Origin of the sequence: Stenotrophomonas maltophilia (assembly GCF_002799155.1) — a bacterium.
In the GTDB taxonomy this organism is placed as follows: domain Bacteria; phylum Pseudomonadota; class Gammaproteobacteria; order Xanthomonadales; family Xanthomonadaceae; genus Stenotrophomonas; species Stenotrophomonas maltophilia_R.
In genome coordinates, this window is record NZ_NERD01000002.1 from 1,958,071 (window position 1) to 1,976,866 (window position 18,796).

The following is an 18,796-nucleotide window of genomic DNA, read 5'->3' on the forward strand; positions in this document are numbered from 1 at the left end:
GCTGGCCGGCTGCCCCGGATTCCACGGTTGCCGGCCAGCGGCCGGCACTACCATCACGGATCAACCGCCGACGATGCGGCCGTCCACCATGCGCGCCACCTGCTGGCCGAACATCGCCACATCCTGCGGATCGTGGCTGATCAACAGCAGCGGGATGCCGGTGGTGTCCAGCACGGTCTCCAGCTCCTGGCGCAGGTGCTGGCGCAGATCATGGTCCAGCGCGGAGAACGGCTCATCCAGCAGCAGCGCCTGCGGCTGCGTCACCAGGGCACGCGCCAGGGCGGTACGCTGACGCTGTCCCCCGGAGACCTGCGAGGGCAGCAGATCGCCCACGGTGTCGATACGGAATGCATGCAACCACTGCTCCACCGCCTCGAAGCGCTGGCCGGCGCGCGGATTGAGCCAGCCCTTCTCCAGCCCAAACGCCACGTTCTGGCGCACGCTCAGGTGCGGGAACAACGCATAGTCCTGGAACACATAACCCAGCCGCCGACGCTGCGGCGGCAGGTCCACGCCTGCCGCCCCGTCAAACAACGTCTGCCCCTGCAGGCGCACATGGCCCTGGCCTGGCCTCAGCAACCCGGCCACTGCCTTCAGGGTCAGGCTCTTGCCCGCGCCGGAGGGTCCGAACAGCACCACCTGCCGCTGCGTGCACTGCAACGCCACGTCCAGCACGAAACTCTGGCCGGCCGCCTGCAGTCGGCGCTGTACCTGCAGGTCAAGCCACATCACGCAGCTCCCGGCGACGCCTGCCCACCAGCCGCGCGGCCAGCAGCAGGATCACGATGCACACCACCGAGGTCAGGATCACCAGCGCATTGGCCTTGCCGTCCTGACCGGCCTGCACCGCTTCGTAGATGGCGATCGACAGCGTCTGCGTGCGGCCCGGAATGCTGCCGGCCACCATCAGCGTGGCGCCGAACTCGCCCATCGCGCGTGCAAACGCCAGCAACAGGCCGGCAAGGATGCCGCGCCAGGCCAGTGGCAACGTGATGCGGAAGAATACCGCCGCTTCGGACACACCGAGCGTGCGTGCGGCCTGCTCCAGCTGACCGTCCACTTCCTCGAACGCCGCGCGCGCCGGTTTGAACACCAGCGGCAGCGAAGCCACCGCCGCAGCAATCACCGCCGCCTGCCAGGTGAACACCAGGTTGATGCCGAACCACGACTGCAGCCATGCACCGATCGGTCCGTTGCGGCCGATCAGCACCAGCAGGTAATAACCCAGCACGGTCGGCGGCAGCACCATCGGCAGGGTCAACACCGAATCCAGCAGCTCGCGACCGGGAAAGCGACGGCGCGCCAGCAGCGCGCCCAGAGCAACGCCCAGCACCAGATTGATCGCAGTGGCCCAGCCGGCCACCTTCAGCGACAACCCCAGTGCGCTCCAGTCGAGATCCATGCCTCAGGGCTTGCCGAACCCATGCCTGGCCAGGATCGCCTGGCCCTGCGCCGAACGCACGAACGTGGCAAACCGCTTGGCCTCGGCCGGCTGCGCACTGGCCTTGGTCACCGCCAGCGGATAGGCAATGCGCCCCGACACCGGCACCACGAAGGCGCGGCGCACCCGGTCGGGCATCGCCTGCGCATCGGTGGCATAGACGAAGCCGGCATCCACTTCACCGCGCGCCACGTAATCCAGTGATTGGCGCACGTTCTGCGTGGTGATGATCCTGCCCTGCACCGACGGCCACAGACCGGCTGCCTGCAGCGCGCCCTTGGCATAGCGGCCGACCGGCACGCTGTCCGGGTTGCCCAGTGCGATGCGCTGCACGCCGGCACCGGCCAGGTCCTTCAAGCTACGCGGCGCGGCCTTGGCCTGCGGCGGCACCACCACCCACAGCGCGTTCACCGCGAACACCTCGCGGGTGCCAACCGCCAGCAGATCCTGCTGTTGGGCCTGGTCCATCGTGGTTTCATCGGCCGACGCGAACACGTCCACCGGCGCGCCACGGCTGATCTGCTGCAGCAGCACGCCAGAGGCGGCGAAGTTGAAATCGACCTTGGTACCCGGGTGCGCCTTCTCATAGGCAGCGCCCAGTTCGCGGAAGCTCTCGGTCAGGCTGGAGGCCGCCGACACCGTCAGCTCGGCCGCCCAGGCCGGCAGCGTGGCCAGCAGTCCCAGCAACAACAGTCCAGCGCGCTTCATCATCGGCTCCCGGCCAGGTTCAGTTCGGATCAGATTCGTCGGCCACCGCCAGCGCCGCCAGACGCTCGGGCTGCAGCAGCAGGATCTCACGCTGCTTCACCGCGATGATCCCATCATCGCTCAGGCGGCGCAGCACGCGGCTGGCGGTTTCCGGCGCCATCCGCAGATAATTGGCGATCTCGGTACGTGCCATCGTCAGGTTGAAACGCGTGGCGGAAAAACCGCGCCGCGCGTAACGCTCGGACATGTCCAGCAGGAACGCAGCCATGCGCTCTTCGGTACGGTGGTTGGCGGCCAGCGTGGCGACCTTGCCGATCTCCGCACTGAGCAGGCTGAACAGCTTGGCCTGCAGCCCCGGCATGCGCGTGGCCAGCAGGCTCAACTTGGGGAACGAGATGCGGCACAGGTGCACGGTGTCCAGCGCCACCGCATTGCAGGGGAAGCGCGAACCGTGAATTGCGTTGAGGCCGATCACTTCGCCCGGCAGGCTGAAGCCCAGCACCTGCTCGTTGCCCTGGCTGTCATCGACGAAGGTCTTGACCATGCCGGCGCGCACCGCAGCAATCGAATCGAACGATTCGCCGGCGCGGAAGATGTAGTCACCCGCATGGAACGGACCGACGTGGTCGACCAGCACGTGCAGGTCGCCCAGCGCGGTCTTGTCGTACCCCTGCGACATGCAGGCATCAGAAAATGCACAGGTACTGCAGAAATGCAGCGCGTCGCCGTCATCGGCGGCAGCGGGATTCGGCGTGGCCCGGCCGAGGCGGCCCTGGGTAGGCGGAGTTGAAGACATCGAGGCAGGACTCAAGCGATGGCGGCCGCCGGCCGGAAGCATGCGGCCATCATACGCCACAGCAGGCGCCCTTCTTCGGCCAGCCGCAGCACGCGTGCATCCCAGTGTGCCCAGCCGCGCGCCAGCAGCGGCGACAGCGCGGGCAGCTGCTCGGCGAAGCATTCCTCGAACGGTTCTTCGTTGCGCCATTCGAAGGCCGCGGCATCGAGGGCATGGTCGCAGGCGATGCTCTGCGCCACTTCAGCCACCAAGCGCTCGTCTTCGGACAGAATCAGCCCGGCAGCCACACCCATGTGACCCGCTTGCAAACGCGCACGCCATTCACCCAGTTCGTCCTCCAGCCGGTAGAACACCTCGCCGATCTGGCTGCAGGCAGACAGGCCGAGGCCGATGAAATCACTGCGGTCGCGACGCGGCACGCCGGCTAGGTCGCAATGGCGCTGGCCGTCACCCGGCCCGTGCGGGTTCGGCAGGTCGCCCCGCTGGTAATGATCGCCACCGATCGCCTCGTAGCCGGCTGCGCGCAGCAGCCGCCAGCTCTGCAGCCATCGTGCGGCCGAGGCATGCTCTGGCAGCGCACACGGCGCCGGCAGCAGAATACGCTCGGGTGCTTCAGCCAGAACTTCATGCAGCCGTTCGATGAAGCCGGCGTCCTCGCAGCTGGGCACGCGCAGCTGGTAGTAGCGCGCAGTGAAGCCGACCTGCCGCGCCTGTGCCAGCAGGGTCGGCCCCGGCGCATCGGCACGATCGATCACGTTCAGGCGGGTGCAGCCCACCGCGCGCAGCTGCGCCGGCGCCAGCGCGCTGCCGGCGTCCAGCCGCACCTCCACCTGTGGCCGCGCCACCGTGCGCAGGTGCTGCGGCACCGCGTCCAGCAGCTGGCCCAGCTGGGGCGGCGGCAGCGTCTCGGCCAATCCCAGCTGCAACACCATCGCCACCACTTCGCGATCCTCGGCCAGAGCGTCGGCCTGCAGCCGCAACGCCAGCATCAGGGTATCCAGATACGCCTGCGGTGGCGCATCGCGTCCGCCACGACCGGCCTGGAAGCCGAGCGTCAAGCCGCGCGGTATCAGGTGCTCGTTGCTGGCGCGTACGGCGGCGCGCCACCCGCTTTCGCCAAAGCCGGTGCTGAACTGGTCAGCCGGTGGAAACAGCACGTGCCGGGGCTGCCGCAGCAGTGCCGCCTGCAGCGCAGTGTCCTCACTCTCATCGACGTGGAAGCTCATGGCACACATCTTCGGGCGTTCCTCTTCGCGTAGCCCTGATTGAAATCAAGCGTGGCGCATCTGCGCGTTCATGCTGGCCAGGGGCCGGCACGCGCCTTCACCCAGCGCGCACCCGCTCGGCGGCGGCCGCATCAATGGCTTCGGGCAGATCGGTTTCGCGGTCGATCTGCGGGAAGTGGCGGCGTTCCATGCGACGGATCGCGAAGTGCATCCACGCCAGTGCGGCCGCCACCAGCACGAACAGCAGCATGAAACAGCTGCTCCAGATGCCGACCGCATCGTTCAACGCGCCGAACACGATCGGCAGGATGAACCCACCCAGGCCACCGATCATGCCGACCACGCCGCCTACCGCACCCACGTGCTGCGGGTAATACACCGGAATGTGCTTGTAGACGGCCGCCTTGCCCAGCGACATGAAGAAGCCCAGCACGAACACCAGCACGGTGAACATCACCACGCCGATGGCCAGATGGAAGTGGATCGGGCCATGGATGCCCTGCACCACATACTCGGTATCCGGATAGGCCAGCAGGAAGGTGCAGATGGCCGATACGCCGAAGGTCCAGTACATCACCCGCCGCGCGCCCATCCGGTCCGACATCCAGCCACCGACCACGCGGAACAGGCTGGCCGGGATCGAATAGCACGCCGCCAGCATGCCGGCGTGGCCCACGTCCATGCCATAGGCGCCCACCAGGTAGTGCGGCAGCCACAGCGCCAGCGCCACGAAGCCGCCGAACACGAAGAAGTAGTACAGCGAGAACCGCCACACCTGCAGGTTCTTCAGCGGCGCCATCTGCTCCGCGAACGGGACCGGCTTCACGCCTTCGCGGCGGCGCTGCTCCAGCGACGGGTCTTCCTTGCTGAAGAGGAAGAACAGTACCGCGGTGACGGCCAGCGCTACCGCCCATACCTTGGCAACCATGGTCCATCCGGCGGCCACCATCACCAGCGGCGCCAGCAGCTTGGTCACCGCCGAGCCGATGTTGCCTGCACCGAAGATGCCCAGCGCAGTGCCCTGCTTGCTGGCCGGGAACCACTTCGACACATAGGCCACGCCTACCGAGAAGTTGCCACCGGCGATGCCCACGCACAGCGCGGCGATCAGGAACTGGGTGTAGGTCTGCGCGTAGGTCAGCATCCAGGTGGCCACAGCGCCACACAGCATCACCAGCACCATCACCTTGCGGCCACCGAACTGGTCGGACCAGATGCCGAGGAAGACCCGGCTGACCGAACCGGTCAGCACCGGCGTGGCGATCAACAGGCCGAACTGGGTGTCATTCAACCCGAGCTGCTGGCTGATCTGGATACCGATGATCGAAAAGATCATCCACACCGCGAAGCACACGGTGAAGGCGAACGTGCTCAGCCACAGCGCACGCTGCTGCTGCCCGGCACTGGCGGGGGCAAGCGCCTGGTTCATGGGATTTCCTCGTTCAATGGGGGTCAGCCGATATCCGCTTCGGCTTCGATCTCGTCCAGCCCGCGCACCGGGTAGCGTTCCTGCAGCTGCAGCAGGTAAGCCTGCACCTCGCGCTGGCGCACCTGCAGTTCAAGATAGTCACGCAGCTGCGGCAGCACCGCCTCGAATGGCTGCGGCTGGCCCTCCTCGCGGGCATCGACGCAGACCACGTGGTAGCCCCAGCGCGTTTCCACCGGGAACCCGGCCAGGCCTTCGCGCAGGCGGAACACCTGGCGGTCGAACTCCGGCGTGGTCTGCCCGCGCTGCAGCCAGCCCAGGTCACCACCTTCGCTGCTGGACGGGCAGCGCGAATGGCGCAGGGCGAAATCGGCGAACAGGTGCGGCGATTCCTTCAGCAACCCGACCAGCCGCTCGCCTTCGGTGCGAGCGGCGAAGCGCCCGGCCACATCGTCGGCCGGCGCGGCCAGCAGGATATGGCGCAGGCGCACGCGATCGGGCGAGCGGAAGCGCTCGGGGTTCTGCTCAAAGTAGCGGCGGCAGTCCGCGTCGGTCGGCACCCGATCCTCGATCGCGTCTTCCAGCAGCTGCTGGATCAGCACCTCTTCATCGCTGACCCGGCCGCCCTCCGGCGCCTGCAGGCCCAGCCGCTGCGCTTCCAGTCGCAGCAGCTCGCGCACCACCAGTGCACGCGCCGCTTCGGCGCGTGACTGTTCCGGGCGCATCGCCCGGTGGTGCTGCATTTCACGGGCGATATCGGCCTCGCTGATCGCGGTCTCGTCCACGAACAGCCGGCACGGCGCCGGCTGCCCGAGCGAGCGCGGCCCCTGCGCTGCCGCGTCGTGGTGATGCGAATGCGCCTCGGCAGGAACCGGTGCGGCGGAGTCGATCACGGTGATCGGCAGGAATTTCGGCAGGCTGCCCATGGTTTACTCCCGCGGACCGTAGCGCAGCGTGGCCTGGCGGCGGCGCACCACCTGGTACGGCCTCCACAGGTAGCTGATCGGAATGCTCCACACGTGCACCAGGCGAGTGAACGGTGCGATCAGGAACAGGGTCAGGCCCAGGAAGATATGCATCTTGTAGACCCAGCTGACGCCCTCGATGTAATCGGCGGCACCGGCGCGGAAGGTCACGATGTGCTGCGCCCATTCGGCCAACTGCACCATCACCCCACCATCAAGGTGGCCGGACGAGATGCGGATGCTGTACAGGCCCAGGCACAGCTGGGCGAACAGCAGCACCAGCACCAGGGTATCGCCGAAGCTGCCGGTGGCCCGTACGCGCGCATTGAACAGGCGGCGTACCAGCAGGATGCTGATGCCGATGAAGCACAGCGCGCCGAACAGACCACCCACAACCATCGCCAGCATCTGCTTCTGCGACGAGGTGATGAAGTGCTCGTACACCGCGTGCGGGGTCAGCAGGCCGACCAGATGGCCACCGAGGATGGCCAGGATGCCGATGTGGAAGCAGTTGCTGCCGATACGCATGCCCTTGTCCGACAGCATCTGGCTGGAGCCGGTGCGCCAGGTGTACATGGCCTTGTCATAGCGCGCCCAGCTGCCGATCAGCAGCACCGCCACGGCGATGTACGGGTAGTACTGGAAGGCGAATTGATGCAGGGAGTAACTCATGGCTGGACCTCTCGATGCGAAGGACGGGCCGGCGAACGCACGGGCGGCTTGCAGTCTTCAGCGGGGGCTTCGGCACCGAAGCGCACCGCCTCCTCCTCCCACAAGCGGTCCATGGCCTCGGCGGTATCGTCGCGGACTTCCTCGCTGGCACGCTGGCGCAGCGCCTGCAGATCGGCCTTGCCGTCGCCGGCTTCGACCAGGATCTCGAACAGCACCCGGTGCGGCAGCTCGCGCTCGGCCGCACGCGCCGCCAGCATCCCGGCGATATGGCCGATGTGGTGCAACCACTCGCGGGCCTCGCTGCCGGGGCGATGGGCCAGGAACTCCAGCAGCAGCGGCAGGTAGTCCGGCAGCTCGCGTGCATCCAGCTCGAAGCCGTTGCGGCGGTAGGTCTCGACCAGATCGACCATCGCCTGGCCACGGTCGCGCGACTCGCCATGGATGTGCTCGAACAGCAGCAGGCTCATCGAGCGGCCACGGTCGAAACTGGCCAGCCACGCCGCCTGCGCATCCAGCGCATCGGTGGCCAGCAGCTGCTGCACGAAGCTGCGCAGCTGCTGGCGGCGGGCGGCGCCAAGTGCCGGATCGTCGCAGGCGGCGAGCAGTTCCTCGCCGTGCTGCCACAGTTCTTCACGGGGGTAGTCCAGCAACACCCCGACCAGCTTGAGCACGCTCATCACACCACCTCCTTGCGGCGGTGGTTCGGCCCCTTGTCCACCACGAAGGTGGTGCTCTTGCGTTGACCGAACAGGTCGGCCGGGCTGTCACCATTGCAGCCGTTTCCAAAGGTGAAGCCGCAGCCGCCGCGCTCGCCGAAGGCATCGTTGGCGTATTCGCGGTGGCCGGTGGGAATCACGAAACGGTCCTCATAGTTGGCGATGGCCAGGTAGCGGTACATCTCTTCCACCTGGGCGATGCTCAACCCGGTCTGTTCCAGCACGGCGGTGTCTTCCACGCCGTCCACGTTCTTGGCCCGGCGCCAGGCGCGCATGGCCATCAGCCGTTCCAGCGCGCGCACCACCGGCGCCTCGTCACCGGCCGTCAGCAGGTTGGCCAGGTAGCGCATCGGAATGCGCAGTGACGCCACGTCCGGCAGTTCGCCGCTCATGCCCACGCGGCCACGCTCGGCGGCTGACTGGATCGGCGACAACGGCGGCACGTACCAGACCATCGGCAGCGTGCGGTATTCCGGGTGCAGCGGCAGCGCCAGCTTCCAGTCGATCGCCAGCTTGTACACCGGCGACTGCTTGGCCGCGTCCAGCCAGCTGTCCGGGATGCCTTCCTTGCGCGCGGCGGCGATCACCGCCGGGTCGTTAGGGTCCAGGAAGATGTCCAGGTGGGCCTGGTAAAGGTCCTTCTCGGCGGCCACCGAAGCGGCCTCGGCGATGCGATCGGCGTCGTACAGCATCACCCCCAGGTAGCGGATGCGGCCCACGCAGGTCTCCGAGCACACCGTCGGCTCACCCATCTCGATGCGCGGGTAGCAGAAGATGCACTTCTCGGACTTGCCGCTCTTCCAGTTGTAGTAGATCTTCTTGTACGGGCAGGCCGACACGCACATGCGCCAGCCGCGGCACTTGTCCTGGTCGATCAGCACGATGCCATCTTCCTCGCGCTTGTAGATCGCACCCGAGGGGCACGCCGACACGCACGCCGGGTTCAGGCAGTGCTCGCACAGACGCGGCAGGTACATCATGAAAGTCTTCTCGAAGGCGCCGTAGATCTCCTTCTGCACCTGGTCGAAGTTGTAGTCGCGCGAGCGCTTGCTAAACTCCGAGCCCAGGATTTCCTCCCAGTTCGGGCCCCACTCGATCTTCTGCATGCGCTCGCCACTGATCAGCGAGCGCGGCCGTGCGGTCGGCTGGTGCTGGCTGTCCTTGGCGGTGTGCAGGTTCTGGTAGTCGAAATCGAACGGCTCGTAGTAGTCGTCGATCTGCGGCAGGTCCGGGTTGGCGAAGATCTTGGCCAGCATGCGCCAGCGGCCACCGGCACGCGGCACCAGCTTGCCGGCGCGGGTGCGCACCCAGCCGCCGTTCCACTTGTCCTGGTTCTCCCATTCCTTCGGGTAGCCGATGCCCGGCTTGGTTTCCACGTTGTTGAACCAGGCGTACTCGACGCCCTCGCGCGAGGTCCAGACGTTCTTGCAGGTGATCGAGCAGGTATGGCAGCCGATGCACTTGTCCAGGTTCAGCACCATCGCGATCTGTGCACGGACCTTCATCACACCACCTCCTTGGCGGCGGCCGGTACGGCCTCGCCATCAAGCCAATCGATCTTGTCCATCTTGCGTACGATCACGAATTCGTCGCGGTTGGTGCCGCAGGTACCGTAGTAGTTGAAGCCGTAGGCCAGCTGCGCGTAGCCGCCGATCATGTGGGTGGGCTTGAGCACGATCCGGGTCACCGAGTTGTGGATGCCACCGCGGGTACCGGAAATCTCCGAGCCCGGCACGTTGATGATGCGTTCCTGGGCGTGGTACATCATCGCCATGCCCGGCATCACGCGCTGGCTGACCACCGCACGCGCGGCAATCGCACCGTTCACGTTGAACAGCTCGATCCAGTCGTTGTCGACGATGCCGGCGCTGCGCGCGTCGTCCTCGCTGATCCACACGATGGGTCCGCCGCGCGACAGCGTCTGCATGATCAGGTTGTCGCTGTAGGTGCTGTGGATGCCCCACTTCTGGTGCGGGGTGATCCAGTTCAGCACGATCTCCTTGTTGCCGTTCGGGCGCTGGTTCAGCAGCGGCTCCACCGTGCGCGTGTTGACCGGCGGCCGGTAGCCCATGAAGGCCTCGCCGAAGTCGATCATCCACTCGTGGTCCTGGTAGAACTGCTGGCGGCCGGTCACCGTGCGCCACGGAATCAGTTCGTGCACGTTGGTATAGCCGGCGTTGTAGCTGACGTTGTCGTCCTCCAGGCCCGACCAGATCGGCGAGGAAATGATCTTGCGCGGCTGCGCCTGGATGTCACGGAAGCGGATCGCCTCGTGCTCCTTGCCCACCGCCAGGTGGGTGTGCTCGCGGCCGGTGAAGGTGCCCAGCGACTCCCAGGCCTTCACTGCGACGTGGCCATTGGTTTCCGGTGCCAGGTGCAGGATCACCTCGGCCGCGTCGATCGCGGTCGAAATGGCCGGACGGCCCTGGCTCACGCCCGCCTCGTGCACGGTGTGGTTGAGCTTGCCGAGGAATTCGACCTCGTGCTTGGTGTCCCAGCTCATGCCCTTGCCGCCGTTGCCCAGCTTGTCCAGCAGCGGGCCCAGCGAGGTGAACTTGCGGTACAGGTTCGGGTAGTCGCGCTCTACCACCGTCATCGACGGCATGGTCTGGCCCGGGATGGCCTCGCACTCGCCCTTCTTCCAGTCGGCCACGCCGAACGGCATGCCCAGTTCGTTGGGGGTGTCGTGCAGGGTCGGCACCAGCACCAGATCCTTCTCCACGCCCAGCACGCCCGGCGCCATCTCGCTCACCGTGCGGGCGACCTCCTTGAAGATCTCCCAGTCGCTGCGCGATTCCCACGCCGGGTCCACCGCCTTCGACAGCGGGTGGATGAACGGGTGCATGTCCGAGGTGTTGAGGTCGTCCTTCTCGTACCAGGTCGCGGTTGGCAGCACGATGTCCGAGTACAGCGCGGTGGTGCACATGCGGAAGTCGAGCGTGACCAGCAGGTCCAGCTTGCCTTCCGGTGCCTCGTCACGCCACCTCACTTCCTCCGGCTTGATCGCCCCCATCTCGCCCAGGTCCTTGCCCTGCAGGCCATGGCGCGTGCCGAGCAGATGCCGCAGCATGTATTCGTGGCCCTTGCCCGAGGAACCCAGCAGGTTCGAGCGCCAGATGAACATCATGCGAGGGTGGTTCTGGCTGGCGTCCGGGTCGGCGAAGGCGAAGTCCAGCGAACCGTCCTTGAACTTGCCCAGCGCATAGTCGGCCGGGGCCACGCCGGCCGCTTCGGCCTCGCGTGCCAACTGCAGCGGGTTGCGGTCCAGCTGCGGGGCACACGGCAGCCAGCCCATGCGCACCGCGCGCAGGTTCAGGTCGGCCAGGCTGCCGCTGTACTTGCTGGCATCTGCCAGCGGCGAGAGCAGCTCATCCACCTGCAGCTTCTCGTAGCGCCACTGCCCGGTGTTGAAGTAGAAGAACGAGGTGCCGTTCATGTGGCGCGGCGGGCGGCTCCAGTCCAGGCCGAACGCCAGCGGCTGCCAGCCGGTCTGCGGGCGCAGCTTCTCCTGGCCCACGTAGTGCGCCCAACCACCACCGGTCTGGCCCACGCAACCGCACATGATCAGCATGTTGATCAGGCCGCGGTAGTTCATGTCGTTGTGGAACCAATGGTTCATGCCCGCGCCGACGATGATCATCGAACGGCCATGGGTCTTGTCGGCAGTACGCGCGAACTCGCGGGCGATCTCGATCACCTCGGCACGCGGCACGGCGGTGATGCGCTCCTGCCAGGCCGGGGTGCCCGGCACCATGTCGTCGAAGCTCGATGCCACGTTGCCGCCGCCAAAGCCACGGTCCACGCCGTACTGGGCCAGCAGCAGGTCGTAGACCGTGGCCACCAGGGTCTGGCCACCGTCGGCCAGCGCCAGGCGACGCACCGGGATGTGGCGCTCAAGCACGTCGTCGGCCGGCGCGGCAGTCCAGCCGTCGGTCTCGATGCCACCAAAGTACGGGAAGCTCACCGCCTCGATGCCCTCATGGCCATCGGCCAGGCTCAGGCGCAGGCGTGTCTCGGCGCCCTTGCTTTCCTTCTCCTCGATGTTCCACTTGCCCTTCTCGCCCCAGCGGAAGCCGATCGAGCCGTTGGGCACCACGATCTGGCCGCTGGTCTCGTCATAGGCCAGCGTCTTCCAGTCCGGGTTGTTGGCTTCGCCCAGCCCGCCCAGTTCACTGGCACGCAGGAAACGGCCCGGCACCAGGCGGCCATCGTCGCGGCGTTCCAGGCGCACCAGCATCGGCATGTCCGAGTACTGGCGGCAGTAGTCCTGGAAGTACTGCGAGGGCGAATCGACGTGGAACTCGCGCAGGATCACATGGCCGAAGGCGAAGGCCAGTGCCGCGTCGGTGCCCTGCTTGGGGTGCAGCCAATGGTCGGTCAGCTTGGCCAGCTCGGAATAGTCCGGGCAGATCGCCACCGTCTTGGTGCCGTTGTAGCGCGCCTCGGTGAAGAAGTGCGCGTCGGGCGTGCGCGTCTGCGGCACGTTCGAGCCCCAGGCGATGATGTAGCGGCTGTTGTACCAGTCGGCCGATTCGGGCACGTCGGTCTGCTCGCCCCAGATCTGCGGCGAGGCCGGCGGCAGGTCGCAGTACCAGTCATAGAAGGACAGGCAGGCGCCGCCCAGCAGCGACAGGTAGCGCGCGCCGGCGGCGTAGGAGACCATCGACATCGCCGGAATCGGCGAGAAGCCGACCACGCGGTCCGGGCCATACTGCTTCACCGTGTACAGGTTGGAGGCGGCGATGATCTCGTTGGCCTCTTCCCACTGCAGGCGCACGAAGCCGCCCATGCCGCGGCGGGTCTTGTACGAGCGCGCCTTCTCCTTGTCCTCCACGATGCTGGCCCAGGCGTCGACCGGGGCCTTGCTCTTGCGCGCTTCGCGCCACAGGCGCAGCAGCGTGCCGCGGATCAGCGGGTACTTCAGCCGGTTGGCGCTGTACAGGTACCAGGAATAGCTGGCGCCACGCGGGCAGCCACGCGGTTCATGGTTGGGCAGGTCCGGGCGCGTGCGCGGGTAGTCGGTCTGCTGGGTTTCCCAGGTGACCAGGCCGTTCTTGACGTAGATCTTCCAGCTGCACGAACCCGTGCAGTTCACGCCGTGGGTGGAACGCACGATCTTGTCGTACTGCCAGCGGGCGCGGTAGCTGTTTTCCCAGTCACGGCCTTCGCTCTTGGCGAATCCGTGGCCATCGGCAAAGGTCTGGGGGTCACGCTTGAAGAACTGCAAGCGATCGAGGAAATAACTCATCGGGGGTCTCCCTTTGCGGACATCGGCATCGTGGCTGTGTGTGTCATCTGGCTGCGGTGCGTTTTCATGTCGTCAGCAGGGTGTCTCGGCACCGCGCCGGTAGTACCACCACCAGGTCACGGCCAGGCAGGTGACGTAGAAAACAACGAATCCGTACAGCGCCATGTCGGGGCTGCCGGTCAAGGTGATGGATGAGCCGTAGCTCTTGGGAATGAAGAAGCCGCCGTAGGCACCGATCGCACCGGAGAAGCCGACCACCGCGGCCGATTCGATGCTGGCCTGGTGGGCAGCAGCCACCTTGCCCTCGGCGTTGTCGTTGGCCGACCAGCGCTCGTGCAGGGTGCGGAAGATCACCGGGATCATGCGGAAGGTGGTGCCGTTGCCGATGCCACTGAGCACGAACAGCGCCATGAAGCTGAGCAGGAAGCCATGGAAGTTGCCGCCCTGGCCATCACTGGGCAGGAAGTGCAGCACGCCGAACACCGCCGCGATCATCAGCGCGAACACCCAGAAAGTCAGGCGTGCGCCACCCCAGCGGTCGGCCATGCTGCCACCCACCGAGCGCATCAGTGCCCCCAGTAGCGGGCCGATGAAGGCGTAGGCCAGCGGGTTCACATCCGGGAACTGGCTCTTCACCAGCATCGGGAAGCCGGCCGAAAAGCCGATGTAGGAACCGAAGGTGCCGATGTACAACCAGCACATCAGCCAGTTGTGCTTGCGGCGGAAGATCACCGCCTGTTCGGAGAACGACGAGCGGGCGCTGGTCAGGTCGTTCATGCCGAACCAGGCCGCGATGGCGCACAGCGCGATGGCCGGCACCCAGATGAAGCCGGCGTTCTGCAGGAACAGCGGCGCCCCACCCTCCACCGTGGGCTGCGGTGCACCACCCAGCGCACCGAACACGCCCACGGTGATGACCAGGGGAATCACCGCCTGCGCCACCGACACGCCCACGTTGCCCAGGCCGGCGTTCAGGCCCAGCGCCAGGCCCTGCTTCTGCTTGGGGTAGAAGAAGGAGATGTTGGACATCGACGACGAGAAGTTCGCGCCACCGAAGCCACACAGGATCGCGATGGCCACGAACACCCAGTAGGGCGTGGCCGGGTCCTGCACCGCAAAGCCGAGCCAGAGCGTCGGCGCCAGCAACGACGCGGTCGACAGCGCGGTCCAGCGGCGGCCGCCGAAGATCGGAATCACGAACGAATAGAAGATGCGCAGGGTGGCGCCGGACAGGCTGGGCAGCGCCACCAGCCAGAACAGCTGGTCGGTACTGAAGTTGAAGCCGATCTTCGGCAGGCTGATCGACACCGCCGAGAACAGGACCCAGACCGAGAAGGCCAGCAGCAGCGAGGGGATCGAGATGACCAGGTTGCGGGTGGCGACCCGCTTGCCGGTGCGCTCCCAGTAGCCGGGGTCCTCCGGCGTCCAGTCGCTGATGACGCGACCCGGACGGGCAGTGCTGCGGACAACAGGATCGCTACCGACGGTCATACATGGCTCCAAGGCTGTGGAATGACGTGGGTACTGCGTTTCAAGTTGTGACCCGTCGTCATGCAGCCATTAGGCCGTGCAGCACGGACGACGGGGTTGATCTGGATCAATCAGGGGCCGGTTTCCAGCCTGCCCCTGACAAATGTCAAACCGATGAAGCGGTGTTGCGGCGGGTCACCCCGCGCTGGCGCACGCTGTCACGCACGTCCACATCGAACTGCAGCTGAAGCTGGCCGCCATCTTCCAGGGCAATGTCGAACGGCAGGCCATCACGGCACGGCAGCCGCGCCGCCAAGGCCTCAACGGCCGAACGTGGCAGCACCAGGCGGCAGAAGGTGCCACCGTCCAGCAGCACGGGCTGCTCGCCGCCATGCAGCGAGACCGCCATGCCCCAGCCTTCGATACCGCCGAAGCGGGTCATGTTCTCGACCGATTCGCCGGCCAGCAGGCGCGCCAGTTCGGCCTCATCCAGGCGAAGCCGTACCGATTGGTCCTGCAACTGCACTTTCATGACGCAACATCCTCCCATTGTTCGGGGGTATTGCAGTTGACCAGGCAGGCTTCGTCAACGCTTTCCAGCGCCAGCACGTGCATCTGCAGGCGACGCTGGAAGGCCTGTACCGAGCGCTGCCCCTGCGCATCATCCAGCATCGCGGCCAGCACGCTACGAGTGGCATTGTCCACATTCAGCAGCATGGGAAAGGGATGCCCGTCAAAGATCGTGCATGCCCCCTGCCGCTCTGCCGCCAGCCGTTGCAGCAGCTGCGGCGCCAGCAACGGCGTGTCCACCGGCACCACCCACGCCGGGCCATCGGGCATGCGCATCGCCACGCTGTAGAGCCCACCCAGCGGCCCGCAACGTGCCACGCGGTCCGGCACGGCGCCGAACGCCGGGTAATTGCCGCTGACCCAGACCTCGCGCGCGCCCGCCTGCATCAACAGGCCCCGCATGTGTTCCAACAGCGTGCGCCCCTGCCACGGCAGCAGCGCCTTGTCGCGCCCCATCCGGCTGGACAGGCCCCCGGCCAGCACGATGCCGTTGATGCTCATCGCAGTGGAGCCACGCCATGCGTGGCTGCGGCGGCATCAATTCCGGTGATCGTGCGCGTGGTCATGGCCGTGTGCGGGTTCGTTGTCCGCGTGGCACAGGCTGCAGCCCTCGCTCCACTCGCTGTCGCCGTCCTCGTAATGTTCCTGCTTCCAGATCGGGCACTGGTGCTTCACCACCTCGATCAACTGCCGGCAGGCACGGAACGCCTCGTCACGGTGCGGGCTGCCTGCGGCCACCACCACCGCCACATCGCCAATGCCGAGCCGGCCCCTGGCGTGCGCCACGTACAGCTTCAGCTTCGGCCCGAACGTGGCCTCGACCTCCGCCGCCAGTCGCTTGAACTCGTTCAACACCAACGGTTCGAACAGATCGTAGGTGATCCCGGTCACCGGCCGGCCGATGTTGACGTCGCGCACCTTGCCGATGAACACATCGATGCCACCGAAACCCGCATCAGACACCGCCGCGATGCCCTCGGCCGGATCGATCGCTGCCTGCGCGCGGTCCACCACCTTGGCGATGATCTTCTCGCTCATCGCTCAGCCCCCGCTTACCGGCGGCAGGATCGCCACCCGGCCATCGTCGGGCAGCGCCTCGTGGTCACGCAGCACGCGTTGCTGGTCGGCGAACGCCGAATAATCCAGCAGGCCGGCACGGAAGTCCGGCCAACGCACGGGCAGCAGCTCGCGCAGCGCCTGGCGCAGGTCGGCCACGGTGCCACCGGCCACCTCCATCGCGATCTCGCGGCTGGCATCCAGATCGGAAAACGCACCGAACAACTGCAGATTCACCTGTTTCATCATGACTCCTGGCTCGCCAGCTGCACCGGGTCATGGTGACCCCAGCCCTGTACCCGCACCGGCGTGCCAGCGGTGGCCAGGTCGCCCTCGGCCTCCAGCACCACCCAGGCGTTGGCCTGCAGCATGGACATCAAACGGAATGACTCCTGCCCGGACAGCACGCGCGCACTCAGGCGCCCCTGACCGTCCACTTCCACTCGCGCCCGCGCATGGAAGCGCAGGCCCGGCGGCGTGCGCACGTCGGCCTGCAGCGGCAGCTGCAACACGGGTTCCGGTGCCAGCCCCAGCAGGCGGCGCAGCACCGGCTCCACGAAGAAGCGCTGGCCCACGGCGGCCGAGACCGGGTTGCCGGGCAGACCGAAATACAGCGCGCCATTGGGCAGCACCGCGAACAACAGCGGCTTGCCCGGGCGGATTGCCACCTTGTGGAACACGATGCGAGCGCCACGACCACGCAGCGCATCGGGAACGAAATCGTAGCGGCCGGCCGACACCGCGCCCGTGCTGATCAGCAGCTGCGCGCCGGCAGCCAGCGCGTCATCCAGCACCGCATTGAACGCGGCCACGTCATCACCCACCGTGCCCTGCCAGACCACCTCGGCACCGGCGGCCTGCAGGCGGCCGACCAGGTACGGTCGGTTGCTGTCACGGATCTGGCCGGATTCCAGCGTCTGCGCCGCCTCGGTCACCAGCTCCTTGCCGGTGGCGATCACCGCCGCCTTCGGCCGCGCCACCACCGCCACCTCGCCCTCGCCGATGGCATGCAGCAGGGTGCGCGCGTTGATGTCCAGTACCTGCCCAGCCTGCAGCACGCGCTCGCCATCGCTCACATCCTGGCCGCGCAGCCGCACGTTCTGGCCCGGCTTCACCGTGCCCTTCAGGGCGATGCGGGTCGGGCGTCCATCTTCGCTGGCGAGGACCTCCACGTTCTCGACCGGCACCACCGTATCCAGCCCAACCGGCATGCGCGCGCCGGTCATGATTTCCCAGGCACCCTCGCCGCCTTCGGCACCGGCATCGCCGGCCGCCTGCCAGCCCTGCACCGCGAATTCGGTACCAGCTTCGAACGTCGCGCCGTTGGCGCGCAGCGCGAAGCCGTCCATCGCCGAATTGTCGAACGGCGGCAGCGACTGCCCACTGATGACGTCACTGGCCAGGGTACGGCCTGCAGCCGCATGCAACGGCAGGTGCTCGGCCGGCAGCGGCGTGGCCGCGTCCAGCAGGTGCTGCAGGGCTTCGCTGTAGGCAATCATCAGTGGCCACCACCATCGACCATCGCCAGGGCGTGGCCCAGTACCGGCGCCAGGATGTCCAGGCACTGCGCCGCCGCCTTCGGGCTGCCGGGCATTGCGAACACCAGCATATTGCCCAGCTGCACCACTTCGGCGCGGCTCAGCCAGGCCATCGGCGTGTGCTGTGCGCTCAGTGCCCGCACCATCTGCGCCAGGCCATGCACCGGCCGTGCGTTCAAGGAACGCAGCGCCTCCGGGGTCAGGTCACGCGGGCCCAGCCCGGTACCGCCGGTGCACAGGCACAGGCGCACGCCATCGGCGGCCAACGCCTGCAGGCGGCCCGCCAATGGCTCGATGCCATCGGGCAACACCTCCGCGGCCACGACCTCACCGCCCAGCTTCTTCACGCCGCTCACCAGGGTCGGGCCAGACACATCTTCATAGGTGCCCTCGCTGGCGCGATCGCTCAGCGTGATCACCGCACAGGCCGCGCCCGCCAGGCCCTTCGGCGCACGCGGCTTGAAGCGCGCGCGCTCGGCATCGTCCATGCCGTCCGGGTGCAGCCATACACCGCGCTTGCCGCCTTCCTTGAACAGCAGGCGGATGCCTTCGATGCGCAGGGCCGGTTCCACCGGCTTGCTCAGGTCGTACAGGGTCAGCAGCGCCGCGTTGACGCCAGCCAGCGCCTCCATCTCCACGCCGGTGCGCGCTTCGCTCGCGCACTCGCACCACACGCGGATCGCCTGCCGTTCCGGCACCGGCGCGCAGAACACCTGCACCAGTTCCAGCGGCAGCGGGTGGCACAGCGGCATCAGCATCGAGGCCATCTTGGCGCCCTGCAGGCCGGCAATTTCGGCCATCACCAGCGCATCGCCCTTGGGCAGGCGGCGCTCGACGATCAGCGGGTAGGCCACCGGGCCGGCATGCAGCTCGCCCACCGCCACCGCACGGCGGCGGGTGATGCGCTTGTCGCGGACATCGGCCATGTGGAAGGCCGCATTCAATTCCCCACTCATCGTGTTGC

18 protein-coding genes are annotated in these 18,796 nt (G+C 67.1%); all 18 read right to left on the bottom strand.

Annotated features, from left to right (window positions below):
- Window positions 1–60: 60 nt before the first annotated feature.
- The 18 genes from B9Y82_RS09645 to moaCB all read right to left on the bottom strand — a co-directional run bounded on the left by B9Y82_RS09645 (window position 61) and on the right by moaCB (window position 18,788).
- The gene (locus B9Y82_RS09645; RefSeq protein ID WP_100472814.1) at window positions 61–729 is read right to left on the bottom strand and encodes a sulfate/molybdate ABC transporter ATP-binding protein; all 669 of its coding nucleotides are present in this window, start codon (window positions 727–729) and stop codon (window positions 61–63) included.
- Window positions 719–1,402 carry a molybdate ABC transporter permease subunit gene (gene modB, locus B9Y82_RS09650; protein ID WP_100472817.1) on the bottom strand — a complete coding sequence of 228 codons (684 nt, stop codon included), beginning with the start codon at window positions 1,400–1,402 and terminating at the stop codon, window positions 719–721. The genes B9Y82_RS09645 and modB overlap by 11 nt, the downstream gene beginning before the upstream one ends.
- A 3-nt stretch (window positions 1,403–1,405) precedes the next feature.
- Window positions 1,406–2,149, bottom strand: coding sequence for a molybdate ABC transporter substrate-binding protein (gene modA / locus B9Y82_RS09655; protein ID WP_100475207.1), 744 nt, complete (start codon window positions 2,147–2,149; stop codon window positions 1,406–1,408).
- Window positions 2,150–2,168: 19 nt separating this feature from the next.
- Window positions 2,169–2,945: a helix-turn-helix domain-containing protein gene (locus tag B9Y82_RS09660; RefSeq protein ID WP_100472820.1), complete on the bottom strand. Its 777-nt coding sequence runs from the start codon at window positions 2,943–2,945 to the stop codon at window positions 2,169–2,171.
- An 11-nt stretch (window positions 2,946–2,956) separates the two neighbouring features.
- Complete coding sequence (locus B9Y82_RS09665) at window positions 2,957–4,171, bottom strand: coproporphyrinogen III oxidase (protein ID WP_100472822.1); 1,215 nt, start codon at window positions 4,169–4,171, stop codon at window positions 2,957–2,959.
- A 97-nt stretch (window positions 4,172–4,268) separates the two neighbouring features.
- Window positions 4,269–5,600 (bottom strand): MFS transporter, encoded by a 1,332-nt coding sequence (locus B9Y82_RS09670; protein ID WP_100472825.1) that lies wholly within the window; start codon window positions 5,598–5,600, stop codon window positions 4,269–4,271.
- Window positions 5,601–5,623: 23 nt separating this feature from the next.
- The gene (locus tag B9Y82_RS09675) at window positions 5,624–6,523 is read right to left on the bottom strand and encodes a peptidylprolyl isomerase (protein ID WP_100472828.1); all 900 of its coding nucleotides are present in this window, start codon (window positions 6,521–6,523) and stop codon (window positions 5,624–5,626) included.
- A gap of 3 nt (window positions 6,524–6,526) precedes the next feature.
- On the bottom strand, window positions 6,527–7,234 hold the full coding sequence (gene narI, locus B9Y82_RS09680; protein WP_100472831.1) for a respiratory nitrate reductase subunit gamma: 708 nt from the start codon (window positions 7,232–7,234) through the stop codon (window positions 6,527–6,529).
- On the bottom strand, window positions 7,231–7,911 hold the full coding sequence (narJ, locus tag B9Y82_RS09685; RefSeq protein ID WP_065723459.1) for a nitrate reductase molybdenum cofactor assembly chaperone: 681 nt from the start codon (window positions 7,909–7,911) through the stop codon (window positions 7,231–7,233). The genes narI and narJ overlap by 4 nt, the downstream gene beginning before the upstream one ends.
- The gene (gene narH / locus B9Y82_RS09690; protein WP_012511273.1) at window positions 7,911–9,455 is read right to left on the bottom strand and encodes a nitrate reductase subunit beta; all 1,545 of its coding nucleotides are present in this window, start codon (window positions 9,453–9,455) and stop codon (window positions 7,911–7,913) included. Before narH ends, narJ begins: the two co-directional genes overlap by 1 nt.
- Window positions 9,455–13,198, bottom strand: a complete 3,744-nt coding sequence (locus B9Y82_RS09695; protein ID WP_100472834.1) for a nitrate reductase subunit alpha — start codon at window positions 13,196–13,198, stop codon at window positions 9,455–9,457. The genes narH and B9Y82_RS09695 overlap by 1 nt, the downstream gene beginning before the upstream one ends.
- A gap of 72 nt (window positions 13,199–13,270) precedes the next feature.
- On the bottom strand, window positions 13,271–14,689 hold the full coding sequence (locus tag B9Y82_RS09700; RefSeq protein ID WP_100472837.1) for a NarK family nitrate/nitrite MFS transporter: 1,419 nt from the start codon (window positions 14,687–14,689) through the stop codon (window positions 13,271–13,273).
- Between the two features lie 145 nt (window positions 14,690–14,834).
- The gene (locus B9Y82_RS09705) at window positions 14,835–15,200 is read right to left on the bottom strand and encodes a DUF7009 family protein (protein ID WP_049439036.1); all 366 of its coding nucleotides are present in this window, start codon (window positions 15,198–15,200) and stop codon (window positions 14,835–14,837) included.
- Window positions 15,197–15,739: a molybdenum cofactor guanylyltransferase gene (gene mobA, locus B9Y82_RS09710; RefSeq protein ID WP_049439037.1), complete on the bottom strand. Its 543-nt coding sequence runs from the start codon at window positions 15,737–15,739 to the stop codon at window positions 15,197–15,199. The genes B9Y82_RS09705 and mobA overlap by 4 nt, the downstream gene beginning before the upstream one ends.
- A gap of 36 nt (window positions 15,740–15,775) precedes the next feature.
- Window positions 15,776–16,276 carry a molybdenum cofactor biosynthesis protein MoaE gene (locus B9Y82_RS09715; protein ID WP_100472840.1) on the bottom strand — a complete coding sequence of 167 codons (501 nt, stop codon included), beginning with the start codon at window positions 16,274–16,276 and terminating at the stop codon, window positions 15,776–15,778.
- Between the two features lie 3 nt (window positions 16,277–16,279).
- Window positions 16,280–16,540 (bottom strand): MoaD/ThiS family protein, encoded by a 261-nt coding sequence (locus B9Y82_RS09720; protein WP_100472841.1) that lies wholly within the window; start codon window positions 16,538–16,540, stop codon window positions 16,280–16,282.
- Window positions 16,540–17,793 carry a molybdopterin molybdotransferase MoeA gene (locus B9Y82_RS09725; RefSeq protein ID WP_100472843.1) on the bottom strand — a complete coding sequence of 418 codons (1,254 nt, stop codon included), beginning with the start codon at window positions 17,791–17,793 and terminating at the stop codon, window positions 16,540–16,542. The genes B9Y82_RS09720 and B9Y82_RS09725 overlap by 1 nt, the downstream gene beginning before the upstream one ends.
- The gene (gene moaCB / locus B9Y82_RS09730) at window positions 17,793–18,788 is read right to left on the bottom strand and encodes a bifunctional molybdenum cofactor biosynthesis protein MoaC/MoaB (RefSeq protein WP_100472846.1); all 996 of its coding nucleotides are present in this window, start codon (window positions 18,786–18,788) and stop codon (window positions 17,793–17,795) included. The genes B9Y82_RS09725 and moaCB overlap by 1 nt, the downstream gene beginning before the upstream one ends.
- Window positions 18,789–18,796 lie beyond the last annotated feature (8 nt).

Coding starts and splice junctions, on each gene's coding strand:
- moaCB (WP_100472846.1), bottom strand. CDS start 18,788: ATGAGTGGGGAATTGAATGCGGCCTTCCACATGGCCGATGTCCGCGAC.
- B9Y82_RS09675 (WP_100472828.1), bottom strand. CDS start 6,523: ATGGGCAGCCTGCCGAAATTCCTGCCGATCACCGTGATCGACTCCGCC.
- B9Y82_RS09705 (WP_049439036.1), bottom strand. CDS start 15,200: ATGAAAGTGCAGTTGCAGGACCAATCGGTACGGCTTCGCCTGGATGAG.
- narJ (WP_065723459.1), bottom strand. CDS start 7,911: ATGAGCGTGCTCAAGCTGGTCGGGGTGTTGCTGGACTACCCCCGTGAA.
- B9Y82_RS09720 (WP_100472841.1), bottom strand. CDS start 16,540: ATGAAACAGGTGAATCTGCAGTTGTTCGGTGCGTTTTCCGATCTGGAT.
- narI (WP_100472831.1), bottom strand. CDS start 7,234: ATGAGTTACTCCCTGCATCAATTCGCCTTCCAGTACTACCCGTACATC.
- B9Y82_RS09715 (WP_100472840.1), bottom strand. CDS start 16,276: ATGAGCGAGAAGATCATCGCCAAGGTGGTGGACCGCGCGCAGGCAGCG.
- B9Y82_RS09725 (WP_100472843.1), bottom strand. CDS start 17,793: ATGATTGCCTACAGCGAAGCCCTGCAGCACCTGCTGGACGCGGCCACG.
- B9Y82_RS09665 (WP_100472822.1), bottom strand. CDS start 4,171: ATGAGCTTCCACGTCGATGAGAGTGAGGACACTGCGCTGCAGGCGGCA.
- narH (WP_012511273.1), bottom strand. CDS start 9,455: ATGAAGGTCCGTGCACAGATCGCGATGGTGCTGAACCTGGACAAGTGC.
- modB (WP_100472817.1), bottom strand. CDS start 1,402: ATGGATCTCGACTGGAGCGCACTGGGGTTGTCGCTGAAGGTGGCCGGC.
- modA (WP_100475207.1), bottom strand. CDS start 2,149: ATGAAGCGCGCTGGACTGTTGTTGCTGGGACTGCTGGCCACGCTGCCG.
- B9Y82_RS09660 (WP_100472820.1), bottom strand. CDS start 2,945: ATGTCTTCAACTCCGCCTACCCAGGGCCGCCTCGGCCGGGCCACGCCG.
- B9Y82_RS09695 (WP_100472834.1), bottom strand. CDS start 13,198: ATGAGTTATTTCCTCGATCGCTTGCAGTTCTTCAAGCGTGACCCCCAG.
- B9Y82_RS09700 (WP_100472837.1), bottom strand. CDS start 14,689: ATGACCGTCGGTAGCGATCCTGTTGTCCGCAGCACTGCCCGTCCGGGT.
- B9Y82_RS09645 (WP_100472814.1), bottom strand. CDS start 729: ATGTGGCTTGACCTGCAGGTACAGCGCCGACTGCAGGCGGCCGGCCAG.
- mobA (WP_049439037.1), bottom strand. CDS start 15,739: ATGAGCATCAACGGCATCGTGCTGGCCGGGGGCCTGTCCAGCCGGATG.
- B9Y82_RS09670 (WP_100472825.1), bottom strand. CDS start 5,600: ATGAACCAGGCGCTTGCCCCCGCCAGTGCCGGGCAGCAGCAGCGTGCG.